The organism is Kordia jejudonensis (genome assembly GCF_001005315.1).
In the GTDB taxonomy this organism is placed as follows: Bacteria; Bacteroidota; Bacteroidia; order Flavobacteriales; family Flavobacteriaceae; genus Kordia; species Kordia jejudonensis.
In genome coordinates this window covers 51,316-72,760 of record NZ_LBMG01000029.1, presented here as the reverse complement: position 1 = coordinate 72,760, position 21,445 = coordinate 51,316, and the positions used below count along the sequence as shown (strand labels likewise).

The window sequence follows — 21,445 nt, the reverse complement described above, 5'->3', positions numbered from 1 at the left end:
TTTAGAATCTATTGAAGAAATTATTTAAATTTTAATCGTTAAAAATTAAATGATTTCAATAATTAAGCCAAAACGGTTACATTGCTTTTTCTAATACATTCAACGCTTTTTTTACAGACGTAATACGATCAAATGTAAGCAACAAACGCAAGCCATTTCGGGTTTGCTTTTCCTTCATAGTACAAATGGAAGGATTTTGCTGTACAAACTGTAAGACTCTTGTAAACGTAGGACTTTGATAAAAACTAGATTGTTGATCAGAAATAAAATACCCGACCAATTTTCCTTTTTTCAAAATAATTTTCTCCAAACCTAACTTCGTCGCCATCCATTTCATACGTACCGAATCTAACAAGGCAATGGCTGGTTTTGGTAAGGGTCCAAATCGGTCAACCAATTCACTTTCAAAAGTTTGCAATTCTTCTTCGGTTTTCAATGTACTAAGCTTATTGTACAATGCCAAACGTTCGGTAACTGTATTTATATATGCATCTGGAAACAGCAATTCAAAATCGGTATCAATCTGTGTTTCTTTCAAAAACACCTTTTCTTCCGTGCTTTCTTGCGTTTCGTACAAATCTTTAAACTCGTTTTCTTTGAGTTCTTCAATAGTTTCGTTTAATATTTTCTGATAGGTTTCAAAGCCAATTTCATTGATAAATCCACTTTGTTCGCCACCTAATAAATCGCCTGCACCACGAATTTCCAAATCTTTCATCGCAATATTGAAACCACTTCCTAAAGTTGAAAACTGCACCAAGGCGTTAATTCGTTTGCGTGCATCTTGCGTCATTACTGAATCTGGCGGTGTGATGAAATAGCAAAACGCTTTTTTGTTACTTCGTCCTACACGACCACGCATTTGATGTAAATCGCTCAAGCCGAAATTGTTAGCATTGTTAATGAAAATAGTATTCGCATTCGGAACGTCCAAACCGCTTTCAATAATTGTGGTAGAAACCAACACGTCAAATTCTCCGTTCATAAAAGCAAGCATCAATTTTTCAAGCTTTTTTCCTTCCATTTGTCCATGTCCAATTCCAATCTTCGCATCAGGCACCAAACGCTGAATCATGCCGGCAACTTCTTTAATATTTTCAATTCTATTGTGAATAAAAAATACTTGTCCACCACGTTGAATTTCATAACTCACGGCATCACGAATGGTTTCTTCCTGAAAACGAATGACATTTGTTTCAATAGGATAACGATTTGGTGGTGGCGTTGTAATAACGGATAAATCGCGGGCAGCCATCAAGCTAAATTGTAACGTTCTCGGAATTGGTGTAGCTGTCAATGTTAAGGTATCTACATTCTCTTTGATCGTTTTGAGTTTATCCTTAACCGCAACGCCAAATTTTTGTTCTTCATCCACAATTAACAAACCTAAATCTTTAAATTTTACAGCTTTGTTGACCAATTGATGCGTTCCAATGACAATATCAACCGTTCCGTTTTCCAGACCTTTTAAGACTTCATTTCGTTGCTTAGTTGATCGGAAACGATTCAGGTAATCAACGGTAATTGGCATATCAGCTAACCGTTCGCTAAACGTTTTGAAATGTTGAAATGCTAAAATGGTTGTCGGTACCAAAATGGCAACTTGCTTACCATTGTCAACTGCTTTAAATGCAGCTCTGATGGCAACTTCTGTTTTTCCAAAACCAACATCTCCACAAACCAATCTGTCCATTGGGCGTTCACTTTCCATGTCTGCTTTTACATCTTGTGTCGCTTTCGATTGATCGGGCGTATCTTCATAAATAAACGAAGCTTCCAGTTCGTGTTGCAAATGTGTATCAGGTCCGTATTGTATTCCTTTTTGCATGCGTCGCTTTGCGTACAATTCAATTAAATTATAAGCAATATGTTTTACGCGTGCTTTGGTTTTTTGCTTTAATTTTTTCCAAGCGCCGGAACCTAATTTATATATTTTAGGAGGTTTTCCGTCCTTTCCGTTAAACTTTGTAATTTTGTGTAAAGAGTGAATGCTGAGGTACAAAATATCACGTTCGCCGTAAATCAATTTGATGGCTTCTTGCTTTTTTCCTTCGACATCAATTTTCTTTAAACCGCCAAATTTTCCAATTCCGTGATCAATATGTGTCACATAATCGCCAATTTCTAAATTGGTCAATTCTTTCAGCGTAATGGCTTGTTTTTTGGCATAACCATTTTTCAAATGAAACTTGTGATAGCGTTCAAAAATTTGATGATCCGTATAACAAACTATTTTTTCATTATGATTGATAAATCCTTGATAGAGTGGAAGTACAATGGTTTCATAATGTGCTTTTTGCGCTACATCATCAAAAATATCATGAAAACGTTTCGCTTGTTGTTCGCTGACGCAGGTAATGTAATTGGTATATCCTTTTTCGTGATTTTCGTCTAAATTTTCAATCAATAAGTCAAATTGACGATTGAACGAAGGTTGCGGACTTGTGTCGAATTTTACAAACGTATCCGCTTTTAGTAACGGATTTGCGGTCAATTCAACAATGGTAAATTCTACAAACTGTTCTTGTAACAACGCTTTTGTGCAGAATAATTCTTCAGGTGTGTTGTGTTTTATATCTTCGGATAATTCAGCGAAAGCGGCATTGGCTTTTCCGAAAAGTTTGTCAATTCTGCCTAATAATAATTCTGTATTTTTTGCAAAAACAATGGTTTTCCCAGGAATGTACTTCAGAAAGCTTTCGCGAGATTCCTGCAAGGCTTTGTTTTCAACATTTGGAATAATGCTGATCTTTTTTACTTTCTCTGTAGACAATTGCGTTTCTACATCAAACGTACGCATGCTGTCTACTTCATCGCCAAAAAACTCAATTCGGTACGGTTCATCATTTGAAAATGAATACACATCTACAATTCCACCACGTACTGAAAACTCGCCAGGTTCGGTGACAAAATCTACCCGATTGAAGTTGTATTCAAACAGTGTTTCATTTACAAAATCGATGGATAATTTATCGTTCAGTGAAATTTTAAGTGTGTTTTTTTCAAGCTCTTTTCGGGTAACAACTTTTTCAAATAACGCATCAGGATAGGTAACAATTAACGACGGTTTTTTGCGCGAATTGATTCTATTCAATACTTCTGCACGCAACAATACATTGGCATTGTCCGTTTCTTCAATTTGATACGGTCTGCGGTAACTACCTGGATAAAAAAGTACATCTTTATCGTTGAGTAAAAACTCCAAATCGTTCAAATAGTATGCGGCTTCTTCTTTATCGTTTAAAACGAATAGAAAAGGCATTTCACTTTGTTTAAAAACTTCCGAAACTACAAATGACAAACTTGATCCTGTAAGGTCTTTTACGTGTACTTTTTCTTGATTTTTGGCAATAGCTTGCCGCAATTTCCTAAGTTCAGGAGATTGTGAAAATTGTTGCGAGATTTTAGATATACTCACGTTTGAAAAAATTTAGATGCAAATATACTCTTTGCAACGTTGATAATCAATAGAAAATAAGGGGAAAATTTTATGGGATCTTCGTGTTTTAAAAAGAAAGAAAAGAAATTTTGTACAGCATTTAAATTGACTTGCATACACGAAAAGACTCGAAAATTTCGTTATTTGTGTAGACTAACTACAAAACTACTATGAAAAAAACTGCCATTGTTATCAGCATCATTTTCCTTTTTATGAGTTGTAAAAATAATGTGAAAGAAAATGGGCATGCCCAAAATAGTACAGACGAGCCAATGCCTATATTATTAGATTCTCTTATTTCGCTAGCAAAAGCCAATTCATATTATGCCAAAAAAGTAGATTGGAGCGCGTTAAGAGCAGAAATGTTGACAGTATATCAGCAAAACGATTCAATAGATAAATTGGGGAAAGCGGCAGAATTGATGTTTAAAGAACTTGGTGATTATCACGGAATGTTAATGTATGATTATAAAGTAGCTTTTGATCACCGTTCAGAAGAAAGTGGACCACCAAATGATAGTATTTATAAAGCAATTGGCGCTACAAAAATTAATGCACCGTACAGTGTTTACGGAGAACTATTAAAAGAATCAAATGTTGCTTACATTGAGATTTTAGGAACAGGAATGCTGCAAGGAGATCAAGTTTTAATGGCAAGAGATGAAATACGAACTATGATTTGTAATTTAAAGTCAAAAAAACCAATCGGTTGGATTATTGATTTGCGTTGCAATATTGGCGGAAATATGAATCCGATGATGGCTGGTCTTGGCGAATTAATTTCAGATACAAATTTGGGCGGCGATACTAAGGATGGACTTAATTTTAATTCGAAATGGAAATTTGAAAATGGAAATTTTTATGAAAATGGATACGCACACTTTAAAGCCGATTTAAAATGTGAAGAATTAATAAACACGGGAAAAATTGCCGTTTTAACAAGTATATATACAGCAAGTGCAGGCGAAGTAGTTGCTTCAAGTTTGAAAGGACAAGATAATGTAAAGCTTATTGGGCAAAAAACAAGTGGATTATCAAGTACTAATGGATGGTTTGTGTTGACTGAAAAATGGGTATTTGCACCAATGACGGCGTATTACATGAGTAAAGATAAGACAGTACATTACAATGGAATTATTCCTGATGTAAAAATTAAAGAAGAATTAAACCTCACAAATCTTAAAAGCGGAGAAACTGTTGAGGAGGCAATTAAGTGGATAACGTCTTCCAAATAATCAAAAAAAATAAAATATTCTGAAAAAATAGAAAGTTGTATAAAAATGATAAAGTAACAGACTAAAAAAGCCAAGAGAATAATTATATTTGCAGGACTAAAAAATAAGAAATGTCTATATCAGATTTATATTCAAGTGGATTTCGTGAAAGAAATCAAGATCATTTTGCAGCAATTGTACGTGTTGCCATGAGTGATGATGTTATTACAGATGAAGAGAAAGCATTTTTAGATAGAATGGCTAGAAGCTTAGACATCTCTGAAAGTGATTATAAAGAAATTTTAAAAGATTACAGATCGCACCCTATAAATCCGCCAACGATGTACAACGAACGTTTGGAACGTTTGTACGATTTGACGCGTATGGTTTTTGCTGATCACGAATTAGGTCCGAAACAAACCGTAATGTTAGAACGTTTGGGAATTGGTTTAGGCTTTTCACCAGAAAATGTTTCTTACATTGTACACAAAGCATTGTTGTTAGTAAGCAAAGGTGTAGATTCTGAAGATTTTAAAGACGAAATTAAAAATATGAATCGTTAAGCATACACGATATATAAATGTAAAAAACCGAGCAATTTGCTCGGTTTTTTTGTTTCTATTATTGTCAGTCCTTGCTTGACAAGGAATCTCATGTTATTAGGATTGAAAGATTAAAAGATTGAAAGATTGAAAGATTGAAAGATTGAAGGATTGAAGGATTGAAAGATTGAAAACTCCAACTTGTCTAAAACTTCTAAGAATCTAACCTTCTAAAAATCTAAATAATCCAACCGCTTACTACTTTAAATACTTATAAATTTTCTTCAACAATGTAGTTTCGTCAAATGGTTTTTCAATAATATCATTCATGCCCATTTTTTTATAACGCTTTTTATCATCGTCATATAAATTTGCAGTAATTGCCAAAATAGGAATGGTTTTGCAATTTTGTACAGGAAGTGAACGAATCATCTTTGTCAGTTCGTCTCCATTGGTGCCTGGCATACGAATGTCCATCAAAATTAAGTCGTATTCGTTGTGAATAACACTTTCAATGACATCTTCGCCATTGGTAATAATGTCTAAGAAAAAGTGTCCTTCTTGTGCTAAAATTTTTAAAACTGCCATTTGCGCTAATTCTGAATCTTCAGCAAGTAAAATATTGTATTTTTCTTTTGTCAAGAAGTTTTTATTTTCAATATCAGATTTGTCATCTAAGGATGTATTTTCTTGATTGATAGGATATTTGAAGTTAATGTTCATTTTGAAATTGGAACCAACACCTTCTTCACTTTCAACGGTAATTTTCCCGTCCATCAATTCCACTAAACCTTTTACAATAGACAATCCGAGTCCTGTGCCTGAATATTTCTGAGCATTGTTGAGCTGCGTAAAACTATTGAAAATAAGAGCTATTTTCTCCGCAGGAATTCCAATTCCTGTATCTTTAATGCTAATATTTAAGTTTACTTTTCGCGCTCGACGCTGATTTTCTTTTACAGAAAACGTAACTTTTCCAGTTGCTGTAAATTTGAAAGCATTTTCAAGTAAGTTTTCAAAAACTTGTTTGATACGTGTTTTATCGCCTTCAATGTAGCGAGGAATTTTATCATCAAAATCCATTTCGAAGACAATATTCTTTTGCTTTGCTTTTACAGTATAGGTAAAATCTAGCAATTCAATTAATTCGTGAAAATTGAATAATTCTTCTTCTATGGTCAATTTTCCAACTTCGATTTTCGACATTTCTAAGATGTCTCCAATCATATTTTTTAAATGGTCTGCGGAAGATTTTATGACTTCTACATAATCTTGTTGTTCCGTAGACATGTCAGTTTTTTGCAATACAGAACAAAATGCTGTAACACCTGTTAACGGATTGCGAAGTTCATGACTAAAGTTAGCAATGAACGTATTCTTAAAGTCTTCTTTTTCTTTTAGATATTTATTTTGAAGTTCTAATACTTGTGAGTTGATTACAGATTCGTTTCTGCTTTGTGCAACTTCTTGATAGTAATCGTAATGATCTGTAAAATCGTGAATGATCACTAGCGAAGGCTGACTTGGATCTGCAAATGTTTTAAATTCAATATCACAGGTAAATTCTTTCTTTTTACCATTTTCTAAGTGAATACAAGTAAACTTGATATCATTGTCTTCTTCAAGATCAAAATAAGCAGAAAGTCCGTCAAAAAAAGGACTTACGCTACCAATTTCATCTCCTTTTTTTAATGAAAATAACACATTGTCGCTTTCCAACACATTTCCTGAAGCATCAATAGTTATAAACTGTGTTCTAGGATGAAAATAGGTTCCTCTATACGTTTCTAACATAGTATTTATTTCACAAGTTCTTTTGCTAAGGTTGTAAATAGCTCGTCAACTTTAGTTCCCGTTTTTGCGCTTGTAAAAAAGTTTGGTTGCACACCAAACATATTTGCGTTTTCTTTTAAGTATGTTTTGGTTACTAAATCGGCTTTATTTCCAACTATTTTTAAAGGTGTTTTTGCGTATTGATTTGTTAAGTAGTCAATATCATTTTTTAAGTTTTCAAACGTTGCAGGTCGCGTTACATCAAATACATAAATAAAACCATGCGTACCGAGTAAATACGACGCTCTCGTTTTTTTGATATCGTCATATCCTTCTAAATCCCAAATGATTAAGGATACATTTTCGTCAGGAGCAACTTCCACTTCTTTTTTTAAGATGTGAACTCCAATAGTCACTTTATAGTCAGAGGTAAACGTATTTTCCACAAACTGTCGAATCAACGAAGACTTTCCAACACCGAAGTGTCCAAGTAAAATTATTTTTTTAGAGGCTTTTTTCATTCGTACTAAAGTAGAATTCTAATTCGTTAGTAATAACTTCTTCTTTAATTTGGCTTAAATCGTCAAATAAATTTAAAAAGTTATCTGTAAAATTAAAGATTATATCTTGTATTTTGTTCTTAAAGGTAAGATTATATTCTCCAGAAATGGCAACTGCGATGTAAAAAGATACAAAGCTTTGAATATGAATGTGATACAATTCGTACTCAATGAGTTCTAAATTTTGACTTTGTTCGTTAAAAGCATCTTCTACGAAACTTTTAATAGCTGTCAACATTCCCGAAACCATATCTTTGTCAATAGTTTCTGCTTTTGCATACTGTCCAATGAGCATGCCTGAGTTTTTTTCAATAACTAATACTTGCTCTACTTTTGAAATTTTTGCCAATTCACTCAGCAATAATTCTTCTTCTTTTACGCCGCCAAACCAAGATCTAAATTTTCGTTTCCAGCTATTTGCCGAGAAACTATCTTCCAATTGTTGGTTGATCCGTTCGGTAAGTAAGTTAATTTCTTGCGAAATGTATTTCTTAATCATTTTTCCCATTATTGGGTACAATGCTTCTACAACTTGGTCTTTGGAGTTTTTAATTTGTTCTGCTAACGCTTCTGTTATGGTAGGTCCGAGTGTTTCTGGAATTTCTTCAATAAACTCGTCTAAACGCTCGTCAATAATAGGATCAACTTTTTGAGAAAGCCTTTTTTGCTCGTTAATTACTTCTTCGAGCGCTTTAATTTTACTGTGTATCGATTCCGCATACGCACGTTCATCCGTGAGTAATAAATCTTTAAGTAACGCTAATTTATCGGCTTCCGTCATAAATACACAGTAAGATTTATGTTGGATTTTATTCTTTTCCTATCTTTTCGCCAAGGCTCACCAATAATTGTCCTAATTGTCTGCGGTCTACTTTTTTCTCATCCAAATCGTCCAATTTGTTCTCCATATTGGATTCTAATTCAGTAATACGAATATTTAAGTCAGTGCTCAAATTATCGATATTTTGGATCAATTCCGATCGAACTTCTTCTATAAGATTTTCTAATGCTTTCTTTTTGGCAAGAATATCATTTTTAATATTATCAAACTCAGAATTATATTCCTGAATATTTTCTCCAAAGATTAAATTCTTTATTGCTTCAATCTTCGTTGATGGATCTGAAATATTTGTATTTGCCTGATCTGCATCATTGGTATTTTTACCTTTTGTTGCCATTGAAAAGTATTTTATGTACTAGGGTTCTTCACAAAAATAGTAATTTTTAGGAAAGTTAGTACTTTTCTTAAGAGTTCTTCATGAACTCATTTGCTTTTTCGACCATTTTACGGCTTCCACAAAAAATAGCAACACGTTGGTGCAACTCTGTTGGCTTGATATCCATGATCCGTTGAAAACCATCTGTGGCAAGTCCGTTAGCTTGTTCTGCTAAGTATGCCATTGGATTGCATTCGTACAATAAACGCAGTTTTCCATTAGGCGCTTTGGAAGTTTGTGGATAAATATAAATACCACCTTTAATCAAATTTCTATGAAAATCTGACACTAGCGAACCAATATAACGCGATGTATATGGTCTGTCTTCTTTTTCCTCTTGACAATATTTGAGATAGTTTTTTACACCTTGTGGAAAATGTGCATAATTACCTTCATTAATAGAGTAAATATTTCCAGTTTCAGGAAATTTCATGTTTGGATGCGATAAATAAAATGTTCCAATAGCTGGATTAAGTGTAAAACCATTTACGCCGTGTCCTGTAGAATATACCAACATTGTTGAAGTTCCATAAATTACATACCCAGCGGCAACTTGCTTATTTCCTTCTTGTAAAAAATCTTCAATCTTTACAGGTGTTCCTACAGGTGTAATTCTTCGGTAGACAGAAAAAATAGTTCCTACAGAAACATTCACATCAATATTAGAAGAACCATCTAACGGATCCATTAACACTACATATTTATTCTGATTGTTCTCGTCTATACTGTTGATTGCAATAAAATCATCATTTTCCTCTGAGCCAATTCCGCAAACAATATTTCTATTCGTTAAGGTCTGAATAAACTTGTCATTGGCATACACATCAAGCTTTTGCTGATCTTCTCCTTGAATATTAGTTTCGCCAGCAGCGCCAATAATATCGACCAATCCAGCTTTATTTACTTCGTGGTTTACCACTTTTGCGGCAAGTCGGATCGAATTGATTAATCGGGAAAGCTCTCCAGAAGAATATTTAAATTCAGATTGATTCTCAATAATAAATTCTCCTAACGTTTGATTTTTTTTAGCCATTTTGTTCTAGGTTGTTTCTCAGATCACAAATATCGATAATTTTGTAAAACTATAACGTTTTCGTAAAAATTATAATTTTTCCCTTGTTACCTTTGTGTAAACATTTTTAAAACTATGAACTTTACAATCCGAAAAGCCGTTGAAGCAGATGTAGCTAATATCTTCCGATTAATTCGAGAATTGGCCATTTTTGAAAAAGAAGAAGATGCCGTAATAATTACGCCTGACGATTTACGAAAAGATGGTTTTGGAACGCATCCAAAGTTTCATTGTTTTGTGGCAGAAACGACACAAGAAACACTCGGAATTGCATTAGTGTACATGCGCTATTCTACTTGGAAAGGAGAAGTATTGCACTTAGAAGATTTAATTGTAAGTGAAAACGCAAGAGGAAAAGGAATTGGCGGCGCATTATTAACAGAAGTAATAAAGTTTGGACACAAGTTAGGTGTCAAACGTATTGGTTGGGAAGTGTTAGATTGGAATACGCCAGCCATTGAATTTTACGAACACATTGGTGCAGATGTAAAACGCGATTGGCATGTAGTACAATTGGATGAAGCAGGAATTGAGAAGTACCTTGAAAACAAGAAACCATAAGGCAAATTAAGCTTGATGCTTTTGAATTAAATCGTCACTTCGATTGAAATTTTGGTATAAAATTTTGTATCGAGAAGATTAAGAAACTAAAAATATACTATAAAAGATTCTCGCTTTTGCGGGAACAACAAACTAAAACTTTGTTATGAAAATATTCAAATTTGGTGGTGCATCCGTAAAAGATGCCAATGGCGTAAAAAATCTTGTAAACGTATTGCAAGAAGTAGGATACGACAATACATTAATCGTAATTTCTGCCATGGGAAAAACAACCAATGCCGTTGAAGTTGTCATAAAAAACTACTTTGAAGAAGATACGGCATTGCAAGCGTCGATTCAAGAAATTGCCAAATATCACAATGAAATTCTATTGGAATTATTTCCAAATGAAAACCATCCAATCTATGGGAAAGTAAAGCGGTTTTTTGAAGAAATGCAAGGGTTTTTGGGCAGAAACAAATCGCCAGATTATAACTATGTGTACGACCAATTGGTGTCTTTTGGAGAATTGATTTCAACAATAATTGTAAGCGCATATCTCAACAGTATTGATATTGAAAATACGTGGTTAGATGCTCGCGAAATGATCAAAACAAATACCAATTATCGAGATGCTAAAGTACATTGGGACATTACGCAGGAAAACATCAAACAACATGTAAATCGTAACAAACTCAACATTACGCAAGGGTTTATTGGAAGCGATCCAAACAACTTTACCACAACATTAGGGCGTGAAGGTTCGGATTATACGGCGGCTATTTTTGCCTATTGTCTAAATGCGGAAAGTGTGACCATTTGGAAAGATGTACCAGGTGTGTTAAATGCAGATCCACGCTATTTTGAAAATGCACAACTGCTACACAATATTTCCTACCGTGAAGCGATCGAGTTGGCGTTTTATGGCGCATCGGTAATTCATCCAAAAACCTTACAACCGTTGCAACGTAAAGAAATTCCGTTGTATGTAAAATCGTTTCTCAATCCAACAGCAGCAGGAACCACAGTGTCAAAAGGAGTCGGAATTGTGCCAAATATTCCGTGTTTCATTGTCAAAAAGAATCAAGTACTAATTTCGTTGTCTTCGTTAGATTTTTCATTCATTGTAGAAAATAATATCAGCGAAATATTCAAGCTATTACACGATTGTAAAATGAAAGTAGATGTCATTCAAAACTCAGCAATCAGTTTTTCAGTTTGTGTAGATAACAAATTCAATAATTTGGACAAATTACTCAATACATTACGATCAAAATTCAAGGTGACACACTTTGAAAATGTATCGTTATATACCATACGACACTTTACAGAATCAGCGATTAAAGGATTGCAGAAAGACAAAGAAATTCTAGTAGAACAACGTGCGGAACAAACGATTCAGTTAGTTGTGAAATAAATCACATAAATTAAGGTTGTTTTCCTATATTTGTAATTCGCCTTAAAGTTAATATATGGGATTGGTAACTGCAAAAGAAGTTGCAAAAGCGATCAAATTAGACAAATACGGATTCATTGGAACATTCATCGGTTGGATTCTAATGAAAGTGCTTCGTATCTCTGATGTGAATAAAATTTATGACAAACACAAACATCTCGATGATTTAGAGTTTCTAAATGCATTGTTAGATGAGTTTAAAATTAAATTTGAAATTCCTGAGGAAGATTTAAAACGTCTTCCAAAAGACGGCGCATATGTGACCATTTCCAATCATCCACTCGGCGGAATTGACGGTATATTGTTGCTAAAACTGATGGTAGAACAACGACCAGATTATAAAATCATTGCAAATTTCTTACTTCATCGTGTCGATCCGTTAAAACCATATGTAATGCCCGTGAATCCTTTTGAAGATCACAAAGGTGCAAAATCAAGTTTGGCAGGTTTCAAACAATCTATCATGCACTTGCGTGAAGGAAAACCACTTGGAATTTTTCCAGCAGGAGAAGTATCAACCTACAAAGACGGCAAACTAATTGTCGACAAACCTTGGGAAGAAGCAGCAATGAAGTTGGTGCAAAAAGCTAAAGTTCCTGTAGTTCCTATCTATTTTCATGCGAAAAACAGCCGAACTTTTTACAGACTCTCCAAAATTAGTGATACACTCAGAACAGCAAAACTGCCTTCAGAATTACTCACACAAAAAAACAGAGTCATCAAAGTGCGTATTGGAAAACCAATTACGGTAAAAGCGCAAGATGAATATACAGACTTAGGCGATTTTACAGAATTCTTACGCAAAAAAACATACATGTTGTCCAACACATACGAAAAGCAAAACTTGCTGAGTAAAGTGCCAACATCGTTAAAAATACCTAAAATACCGAAAGCTCCGAAGGAAATCATTACGCCAGTTTCAGCAGAACTCATTCAATCGGAAGTAGAAGGATTGTCCAAAACACATCACCTACTTACCAGTAAAAATTACCAAGTATTTATAGCAGAAGCTTCAGAAATTCCAAACGTATTACGCGAAATTGGACGACTTCGAGAAATCACATTCAGAGAAATCGGAGAAGGAACCAACAAAGCCATCGATTTAGACAAATTTGACTATTACTACCATCACATGTTTCTGTGGGATTCGGAAGCAAAACAACTTGCGGGAGCTTACAGAATGGGACTTGGAAGTCAAATATATGCCAACTACGGAATCGACGGTTTCTATTTGCAAGACTTGTTCCGTTTTGAACCAGAATTGCACAAAATGATGAGCGAATCCATTGAAATGGGAAGAGCATTCATCACAAAAGAATATCAGCAAAAACCAATGCCATTATTCTTACTTTGGAAAGGAATTGTACATACAACATTGCGTCATCCTGAACACAAATATCTCATTGGTGGCGTAAGTATTAGTAATCAATTCTCAAACTTTTCAAAGTCGTTGATGATCGAATTTATGAAATCGCATTATTACGATCCATACATTGCGCAATACATTCATCCGAAAAAAGAATTCAAAGTAAAGCTCAAAGATGCAGACAAAGATTTCATTTTTGACGAAACGGCGGCGGATTTAAACAAATTTGATAAAATCATTGACGAAATAGAACCAGGAAGTTTGCGCTTGCCAGTACTAATTAAAAAGTATGTAAAGCAAAATGCAAAAGTAATTGCGTTCAACGTTGATCCATTATTCAACAATGCGGTTGATGGGTTAATGTACATTCGTATTGCCGATCTTCCAGAAAGTACCGTAAAACCTGTCATGGAAGAATTTCAAGCAGAACTAGAACGAAGATTAAACGATAACGAAGAAGAATAAAAGTGACTTCAAATACGCTTTTATTTATTGTAAATCATACTAAATAAAAAAGCCTGAAGAGACGTCATTCTGGACTTGATCCAGAATCTCACATAAATGATTATCAATTGTTATGAGAAACTGAAATTGATTCGGTTTGACAAATTTTCAACTTCATAAAATAAACACATACAAGCGTGAAAATAATATCATACAACGTAAACGGAATTCGTGCAGCCATCAAAAAAGGCTTCCTAGAATGGTTGCAACAAGCAAACCCAGATGTCATTTGTTTGCAAGAAATTAAAGCGCAAAAAGAGCAACTTGATATAGAAGCTTTTGAACAAGCAGGTTACAAATACAACTATTGGTACAGTGCGCAAAAAAAAGGCTATAGTGGCGTGGCAATTCTTTGTAAAAAAGAGCCCAACCATGTAGCATACGGAACAGGAATTGAAACGATGGATTTTGAAGGTCGCAACTTGCGAGTCGATTATGACAATATCTCCATCATGAGCATGTACTTGCCATCAGGAACCAACGATGCGCGACTCAATTTCAAGTTTCAATACATGGACGAAATCAAAGAATACCTAACAAATTTACGCAACGAAATTCCAAACTTAGTGGTTTGTGGCGATTACAATATCTGTCATGAAGCTATAGACATTCACAATCCTAAAATGAAAGGTGTTTCAGGTTTCTTGCCAGAAGAACGCGCTTGGATTGGAAGTTTTATCGATAGCGGATTCATCGATTCGTTTCGCCACCTCAACAAAGAACCACATCATTACAGTTGGTGGAGTTATCGTGCCAATGCGCGTGCCAATAACAAAGGTTGGCGCATTGATTACAACATGGTAAGCGAGCCGCTGAAAGACAACATCAGCAGAGCAACAATATTACCCCAAGCCAAACATTCAGATCATTGCCCAATTTTGGTCGAGGTTGAAGTATAAAATTTGGGCATTCCCTCAAAAAAAGAGGTCAGGCTCTCGCTAGTCGCTTTTGCTCGTCATGCTGAACTTGATTCAGCATCTCACAAAGAGCTCCAACAAACCGCTCCATCCTTAATGCAAAGTAGAGGAACAATGAAAATTTGCTAAAAATATAAACCGAAAAGAAAAAGAAGTACCAAATGAAATATTCAAAAATACCACATACAGACATCAGCGTTAGTAAAATTTGCCTAGGAACCATGACGTGGGGAAATCAAAATACCGAAGCCGAAGGACATGCGCAAATGGATTTCGCTTTTGAAAAAGGAGTCAACTTTTTTGATACTGCGGAGTTATATCCTGTGCCAGCAACTGCGGAAACCTATGCGGAAACCGAACGCATCATCGGAACTTGGTTCAAAAAATCTGGAAACCGAGACAAGGTGGTTTTAGCCTCTAAAATTGCAGGTCCAGGCGATTACACTGCACACATTCGAACCAATGGTTTCAAGCCAGAAGCCATCAAAGATGCTGTAGAAAATAGCTTAAAACGTTTGCAAACCGATTACATAGATTTATATCAATTGCATTGGCCAGAACGAAATACCAATACATTTGGGCAACGTATTTACGAATACGATCCAAATGATGCTTGGGAATACAACTTTCACGAAAGCCTTGAAACTCTTGATGAACTCATCAAAGAAGGGAAAATTCGTCAAGTCGGAATCTCAAACGAAACACCTTGGGGAACCATGCGCTATTTGGAAGAATCTAAAAAAGGATTGCCAAGAATGGTAACCATCCAAAATGCGTATTCACTATTATGTAGAAGCTTTGATTCTGGATTGTCAGAAATTGCCATGCGTGAAGGTGTTGGTTTATTGGCATATTCTCCAATGGCGTTTGGAGTACTTTCTGGAAAATACTTAGGCGGAAAAAAACCTGAAAATGGACGATTGACTTTATTTCCACGTTTTGCACGTTACAGCGGCGAACAAGCAACAAAAGCAACGGAAAAATACAACGAACTTGCTCAAAAGCACGGTTTAAGTTTGGCGCAAATGTCATTAGCATTCGTTAATCAGCAACCATATTTAACAGGAAACATCATTGGCGCAACAAACTTGAAACAATTAGAGGAAAATATTGCAAGTATTGATGTAGAATTGTCACAAGAAATTTTAGACGAAATTAACGCAATTCATAATAGTATTCCGAATCCGGCACCGTAATTTGCGCCTTTTTTCGCTTTTGGCTCGCTTCGCTTTTGGCTCGCTTCGCTTTTGGCTCGCTTCGCTTTTGGCTCGCTTCGCTTTTGGCTCGCTTCGCTTTTGGCTCGCTTCGCTTTTGGCTCGCTTCGCTTTTGGCTCGCTTCGCTTTTGGCTCGCTTCGCTTTTGGCTCGCTTCGCTTTTGGCTCGCTTCGCTTTTGGCTCGCTTCGCTTTTGGCTCGCTTCGCTTTTGGCTCGCTTCGCTTTTGGCTCGCTTCGCTTTTGGCTCGCTTCGCTTTTGGCTCGCTTCGCTTTTGGCTCGCTTCGCTTTTGGCTCGCTTCGCTTTTGGCTCGCTTCGCTTTTGGCTCGCTTCGCTTTTGGCTCGCTTCGCTTTTGGCTCGCTTCGCTTTTGGCTCGCTTCGCTTTTGGCTCGCTTCGCTTTTGGCTCGCTTCGCTTTTGGCTCGCTTCGCTTTTGGCTCGCTTCGCTTTTGGCTCGCTTCGCTTTTGGCTCGCTTCGCTTTTGGCTCGCTTCGCGTAAGTATTTAAAATACTTTTGAGTTTAGCATTTCAAAGTTACAATGTCATTCCTGCGAAGGCAGGAATCTACAATTTTCGTACGCTAGCGCGCGTTTGTAACGCGTGCCAATGAGCATTAAAATGCTAAAACTGTATTCCGCATCATGTGTGAAATAATAAATACATAAGAAATAAAAAAGGGAATAGACATTGCGTCATATTCCCTTTCTTGGTTTTTTAGGTAATCTTACAGATAATTAACTCTGCATGATACATGAATATTGTCTATTCAGCATATTTTAAGATCTATTTTCGATAAAATGTAGATTTTACAAGACAATTTTAATGATTTTCTCCTAGAAAAGATGTGAAACTAAATCTTCAATTCTGGAAACTAATACAATTTCTATGTTTGTATTTTGAAGCGATATTTTGTTGTGCTTTGAAGCAAAAAAGCGTTTGAAACCTAACTTTTCAGCTTCTAAAATACGTTGATCTATTCTGTTTACGGGACGAATTTCTCCAGCCAAACCAATTTCGGCAGCAAAACAATCTGCTTTCGAAATTTCTTCATCTTCATTACTAGATAAAATAGCTGCAATAACCGCCAAATCAATGGCAGTATCATCAATACTGATGCCGCCCGTAATGTTTAAGAACACATCTTTAGCCGCCAGTTTGAAACCTGCACGTTTTTCCAACACTGCCAATAACATATTCAAACGTTTGGCATTGTAACCTGTCGTGCTTCGTTGTGGCGTTCCGTACACTGCGGTGCTGACTAATGCTTGAATTTCAATCATTAATGGTCGTGCGCCTTCTAACGTGGCTGCAATGGCAGTTCCGCTCAATTCGTCAGCGTTTTTGGAAATTAGTATTTCTGACGGATTGCTCACTTCGCGTAAGCCATCAGATAACATTTCATAGATTCCTAATTCAGACGTAGAACCAAAACGATTTTTTAGAGAGCGTAAAATACGATAGACATGATTTCGATCGCCTTCAAACTGCAAAACCGTATCCACCATGTGTTCTAAAATCTTTGGACCAGCAATATTTCCATCTTTCGTAATGTGTCCAATAAGTAACACGGGTGTGCCACTTTCTTTGGCAAATTTGATCAATTCTGTCGTACATTCTCTAATTTGAGAAATGCTTCCCGCAGACGATTCTATATAATCTGAATGTAAGGTTTGAATGGAATCAATGATGACAATATCAGGTTCAATTTCGCCAATTTGCTTAAAGATATTTTGCGTTTTTGTTTCAGTCAACACAAAACAATTGGAGTTTTTTTGACTGATGCGTTCTGCGCGCATTTTTATTTGTTTCTGACTTTCTTCTCCAGAAACGTATAAAGTTTTGTATGGTAATTTGAGTGAAATTTGTAATAACAATGTACTTTTTCCAATCCCAGGTTCTCCACCTAAAAGAATTAATGATCCAGGTACAATTCCGCCACCAAGAACTCTGTCCAATTCCTGATCGGAAGTTGGTAGGCGTTTTTCCGTTGTGGAGCTTATTTCGTGAATTAACGTAGGTTTTGAAACTCTCGATTTGCTTTTTTCGTTGCTTTGCCAATTGGCTTTTACTTCTTTTTGAATCACTTCTTCCACAATAGTATTCCACTGTTTACAAGAAGTACATTGTCCTTGCCATTTTGCAAATTGTGATCCACAGTTTTGACAGAAAAAGGTTGTTTTTACTTTTGCCATATTACCAACCGAAGTCTTGTTTTAGTTTTTCAGCTTTATCGAGCATTAAATCTTTTGTAATAAAATCAATTGCATTCATACTAAATCCATTTTGATACATACGCAATGCTTTTTTAGGTTTGCCATCTTTTTCATAAAATTCTCCCATGAAGAAGTGAAATAAAGCCGTATCAGGATATTCTTTTTTGCCCAATTTTGCCAATAATTTTAAATCTTCTAAATTATTTTTCTTGCGAACAGCAGCATATATTGCCATGAAATCGTTGACGGAAACGCGTTTCTCGAAACCAAAAAGGTCTTTTATCGTTTGGTATTTATCTGTCAAGTATATATACGGAGATGTATTGAGTTTTGAAATGGTTTCTTTGTATTCTTTTACACTAATTGGGCGATACATAGAAAATATCTGACTCATCGCTTTCGGAATCGCTTGCACCGCTAAAGAGTTGTGATTTGCTTCTGCAAAATCGTCATAGTAGTAAAAAATATTTTCCTTTTTTAATTCCTGTAATGAAGCATGCAAAGCACGAATTCGTTTGGCATCTTTTTTAGTATCTTCTTTCGCTGTAGCGAGATAGAAAAACTTTTTGTCTTCAAACTCGCCCAAACGTTTTACGATACGCTCTTCCATTTTTGGAGCAAACGATGGGCTCAAATTGATGTATGCATCAAATAAAGGAACTTCTTTGAATAAATAATAGTTGATAAAGTTTGCCGTATGATCGTGTCCAACAATCATTTTAAAGTTTGCGGTGTTGTAGTTTTTTTCCACGTAAGGCACTAATTCCATCGCGATAAATTCAAAAAACTTACTTCCTTTTTCGGTAGGCAATCCGCTAGCATCTTCATACATACAATCGCGTTCACGATCTTCTGTTTTGTATTGATTTACACCAACTACAATAGATTGTGGCATTTCGTCCCAGTAACTGTAAAATTTACTGTTGGCTACCACACTTTCAAAGAGGTAATTCGCGTCAAGCACTACAATGATAGGATATACTTTTTCATCGGAATAATCTTCTGGAAGATACAACTGAATATCTCTGGTTTCATTCAGTTTTTCAGATTTGAATTGTTCAATTTTTATTTGCGCATTTACGTAGGAAACACATACAAATGCAGTGAGGAGCATGATGTACTTTTTCATGTTTGGAGATAGGTTAGTTTATGATAGCAAGGTAAAGATTATTTTTTGCTATTAAAAATAGGTAAATAAAGAAATGATAATCCGCCTAAAATGATAATCATTAGTGTTTGTGAAGCCCACATAATCCAGCCAAATGCTTCACTTGGTGTTTCTGGAATATTAAATAGAGCAAACGCAGCGGCGATGGCTAATGGATAGGCGCCAATTCCGCCATTGGTTACCGCAATACTAAAGCTTCCAGCAATGAAAGCAATGACAACTGCACCAATTGGAACTTGTCCTTGTAACTCTTCTACGGACAACATCGTGACGTAAAACATAAAAATATACATTGCCCAAATGAAAAGTGTGTGTGCTATAAACGCCCATTTGTGTTTCATTTTAAGAATGCTTGTGGCACCTTCATAGACGCCAATGATAAAGTTTTTGATTTTGAGTGCAATTCCTTTTTTTGCTCTTTTGATAAATATGATTAATACAATTCCACCCACGAGCATTGCGGCAAGTAAAAGCGTGATTTTTGTCAGATCGAACTTTTTCATGAGTAAGTCCCAAATAAAATCAAACTGTATAAAAAGTGTCGCAATTATGACAAGAAGCATGACAATTAAATCCGCAACACGTTCGGCAACAATGGTTCCAAAACCTTTTTCAAAAGGAATACCTTCATAGTTGGTCAGTGTTAAAGCGCGTAAGGCTTCTCCTGATCGTGGAACACCTAAGTTTGCCAAATAGGCTACAAATACCGCCATTACACTGTTTGGATATTTCGGTTTGAAACCCATCGGTTCTAGCATATAGCGCCAACGGTATGCACGTGATAAGTGACTTAATATTCCGCAGAATACTCCAAGTGCTACCCATATGTAATTTGCTTTTTTGAAATGATCTATCAATTCATCAAGCGGAGTTTTGGACAATGAATACCAAACTAAAAAAACTCCCAAAAAAAGTGGGAGTAGTATTTTTAATATTTTTGATATTGGTTTCTTCAATTACGTAAGTGTATTGTCGGCTTCATTTGGGAATACCAATGCAGGTTTAAAAGTTTTTGCTTCTTCAATATGCATCATGGCATACGTAATAAGGATAAGTACGTCGCCTTTGGCAACTTTTCGAGCGGCGGCACCGTTTAAGGTAATTTCACCACTTCCTCTAGGTCCTGGAATAGCATAGGTTTCTAGGCGTTCTCCATTATTGTTGTTGACAATTTGGACTTTTTCTCCTTGAATAATATTCGCGGCATCCATAAGGTCTTCATCAATTGTGATACTTCCAATGTAGTTTAAATCAGCTCCTGTGACTTTGACTCTATGTATTTTCGATTTTACTACGTGTATTTGCATGGGGCAAAGTTAATGATTTTAAAGTTTTTAATTCAATGCAATGTTATCAATTAAGCGAATGTTTTCAATAAAAGCGGCAATGAATATGCGATACGTCTCGTTTTTAGATTTTCGTTGTACAGTTTTTAAGTTTTTACTATTTGCTATTTCAACATATTCTAACGTAAGTAACGGATGTTTTTCAAACTGTTGTTGAACCCATTCTTTTACTGTGTTAGCACTTTTTGTGCCAAACTTTTCTTTGGCTTTTAAAAGCGTTTTATAGATGAAAGCACTTTCTTCTTTTGCTTCTTTAGATAAGCGTTGGTTTCGAGAACTCATGGCTAAACCTGAAGCTTCTCTAAATATTTCACAGCCAACTACATTTACAGGTAATTTGTATTTGGAAGCTAATTTTTTGACAATCATTAATTGCTGAAAATCTTTTTCTCCAAAGTATGCATTATCGGGTACAATAATTTCAAAAAGACGTTTTACAATGGTTCCAACACCGTCAAAATGACCTGTTCTGAACTTGCCTTCCATTTCAAATTCGAGTCCGTCAAAGCTAAATTTTTCAGAATTTACATCGGAATTGTAGATATCTTCCACACTTGGAGCATACACAAACACATTATTTCCTAAAGTTTTTAGCAATGCTACATCGGCTTCGAGCGTTCGCGGATATTTTTGTAAATCGGTAGCGTTATCAAACTGTGTTGGATTTACAAAAATACTGACAATTACAATATCATTGTCAGTCATAGCGTTCTTTACGAGCGATAGGTGTCCTTTGTGAAGTGCGCCCATAGTAGGCACAAAACCAACCTTTTTGCCTTCCGATTTAAGGTCGTTTACAAACGGTTTTAACGTGTTTTGAGAGTAATGTATAGTCATTTTGCAAAAAATTAACAGCTTGCAAACTTAATATATTACTGTTAATCTGCATAATTTTTGTAATTTT

Annotated in this window: 19 protein-coding genes; 8 read left to right on the top strand and 11 right to left on the bottom strand. The window is 35.5% G+C overall.

Features of this window, described 5'->3' with window-relative positions:
- Nucleotides 1-76 precede the first annotated feature (76 nt).
- Nucleotides 77-3,418, bottom strand: a complete 3,342-nt coding sequence (gene mfd, locus AA089_RS14780; RefSeq protein ID WP_046757746.1) for a transcription-repair coupling factor — start codon at nt 3,416-3,418, stop codon at nt 77-79.
- Between the two features lie 191 nt (nt 3,419-3,609).
- Between mfd and AA089_RS14775 the strand changes: the two genes are divergently transcribed.
- On the top strand, nt 3,610-4,674 hold the full coding sequence (locus tag AA089_RS14775; protein ID WP_046757745.1) for a S41 family peptidase: 1,065 nt from the start codon (nt 3,610-3,612) through the stop codon (nt 4,672-4,674).
- A 110-nt stretch (nt 4,675-4,784) separates the two neighbouring features.
- On the top strand, nt 4,785-5,216 hold the full coding sequence (locus AA089_RS14770) for a tellurite resistance TerB family protein (protein WP_046757744.1): 432 nt from the start codon (nt 4,785-4,787) through the stop codon (nt 5,214-5,216).
- A gap of 237 nt (nt 5,217-5,453) precedes the next feature.
- Here the strand turns inward: AA089_RS14770 and AA089_RS14765 are convergent, their stop codons facing one another.
- The 5 genes from AA089_RS14765 to fbp all read right to left on the bottom strand — a co-directional run bounded on the left by AA089_RS14765 (nt 5,454) and on the right by fbp (nt 9,778).
- Entirely contained in the window at nt 5,454-6,989 is a 1,536-nt protein-coding gene (locus AA089_RS14765; RefSeq protein WP_046757743.1) for an ATP-binding response regulator, read from the bottom strand.
- A 5-nt stretch (nt 6,990-6,994) separates the two neighbouring features.
- Nucleotides 6,995-7,489, bottom strand: coding sequence for a Rab family GTPase (locus AA089_RS14760; RefSeq protein ID WP_046757742.1), 495 nt, complete (start codon nt 7,487-7,489; stop codon nt 6,995-6,997).
- The gene (locus AA089_RS14755) at nt 7,473-8,309 is read right to left on the bottom strand and encodes a hypothetical protein (RefSeq protein ID WP_046757741.1); all 837 of its coding nucleotides are present in this window, start codon (nt 8,307-8,309) and stop codon (nt 7,473-7,475) included. The genes AA089_RS14760 and AA089_RS14755 overlap by 17 nt, the downstream gene beginning before the upstream one ends.
- Nucleotides 8,310-8,337: 28 nt before the next feature.
- On the bottom strand, nt 8,338-8,706 hold the full coding sequence (locus tag AA089_RS14750; RefSeq protein WP_173427063.1) for a fructose 1,6-bisphosphatase: 369 nt from the start codon (nt 8,704-8,706) through the stop codon (nt 8,338-8,340).
- Between the two features lie 67 nt (nt 8,707-8,773).
- Complete coding sequence (gene fbp, locus AA089_RS14745) at nt 8,774-9,778, bottom strand: class 1 fructose-bisphosphatase (RefSeq protein WP_046757740.1); 1,005 nt, start codon at nt 9,776-9,778, stop codon at nt 8,774-8,776.
- Between the two features lie 114 nt (nt 9,779-9,892).
- On the opposite strand from fbp, the gene AA089_RS14740 reads away from it, so the two are divergent.
- From AA089_RS14740 to AA089_RS25190, 6 genes are all read left to right on the top strand, one after another.
- Nucleotides 9,893-10,378: a GNAT family N-acetyltransferase gene (locus AA089_RS14740; RefSeq protein ID WP_046757739.1), complete on the top strand. Its 486-nt coding sequence runs from the start codon at nt 9,893-9,895 to the stop codon at nt 10,376-10,378.
- A gap of 145 nt (nt 10,379-10,523) precedes the next feature.
- Nucleotides 10,524-11,774, top strand: a complete 1,251-nt coding sequence (locus AA089_RS14735; protein WP_046757738.1) for an aspartate kinase — start codon at nt 10,524-10,526, stop codon at nt 11,772-11,774.
- Nucleotides 11,775-11,829: 55 nt separating this feature from the next.
- Entirely contained in the window at nt 11,830-13,644 is a 1,815-nt protein-coding gene (locus AA089_RS14730) for a GNAT family N-acyltransferase (protein WP_046757737.1), read from the top strand.
- Between the two features lie 176 nt (nt 13,645-13,820).
- A complete protein-coding gene (locus AA089_RS14725; RefSeq protein ID WP_046757736.1) occupies nt 13,821-14,582 on the top strand; it encodes an exodeoxyribonuclease III in 762 nt (253 codons plus the stop codon).
- Nucleotides 14,583-14,761: 179 nt separating this feature from the next.
- Entirely contained in the window at nt 14,762-15,796 is a 1,035-nt protein-coding gene (locus AA089_RS14720) for an NADP(H)-dependent aldo-keto reductase (protein ID WP_046757735.1), read from the top strand.
- 227 nt (nt 15,797-16,023) lie between these two features.
- Nucleotides 16,024-16,332 (top strand): hypothetical protein, encoded by a 309-nt coding sequence (locus AA089_RS25190; protein ID WP_162200449.1) that lies wholly within the window; start codon nt 16,024-16,026, stop codon nt 16,330-16,332.
- Nucleotides 16,333-16,647: 315 nt separating this feature from the next.
- Here the strand turns inward: AA089_RS25190 and radA are convergent, their stop codons facing one another.
- Genes radA through panC form a run of 5 tightly spaced genes read right to left on the bottom strand, consistent with a single transcriptional unit; the run spans nt 16,648 to nt 21,378 of the window.
- On the bottom strand, nt 16,648-18,006 hold the full coding sequence (radA, locus tag AA089_RS14715; protein ID WP_046757734.1) for a DNA repair protein RadA: 1,359 nt from the start codon (nt 18,004-18,006) through the stop codon (nt 16,648-16,650).
- A 1-nt stretch (nt 18,007) separates the two neighbouring features.
- Complete coding sequence (locus AA089_RS14710; protein ID WP_046757733.1) at nt 18,008-19,156, bottom strand: alpha/beta hydrolase; 1,149 nt, start codon at nt 19,154-19,156, stop codon at nt 18,008-18,010.
- A 38-nt stretch (nt 19,157-19,194) separates the two neighbouring features.
- A complete protein-coding gene (locus tag AA089_RS14705; RefSeq protein WP_046757732.1) occupies nt 19,195-20,151 on the bottom strand; it encodes a lysylphosphatidylglycerol synthase transmembrane domain-containing protein in 957 nt (318 codons plus the stop codon).
- Nucleotides 20,152-20,502 carry an aspartate 1-decarboxylase gene (gene panD / locus AA089_RS14700; RefSeq protein WP_046757731.1) on the bottom strand — a complete coding sequence of 117 codons (351 nt, stop codon included), beginning with the start codon at nt 20,500-20,502 and terminating at the stop codon, nt 20,152-20,154. It abuts the gene before it with no gap.
- A gap of 27 nt (nt 20,503-20,529) precedes the next feature.
- Nucleotides 20,530-21,378, bottom strand: coding sequence for a pantoate--beta-alanine ligase (gene panC / locus AA089_RS14695; RefSeq protein ID WP_046757730.1), 849 nt, complete (start codon nt 21,376-21,378; stop codon nt 20,530-20,532).
- Nucleotides 21,379-21,445: the final 67 nt, after the last annotated feature.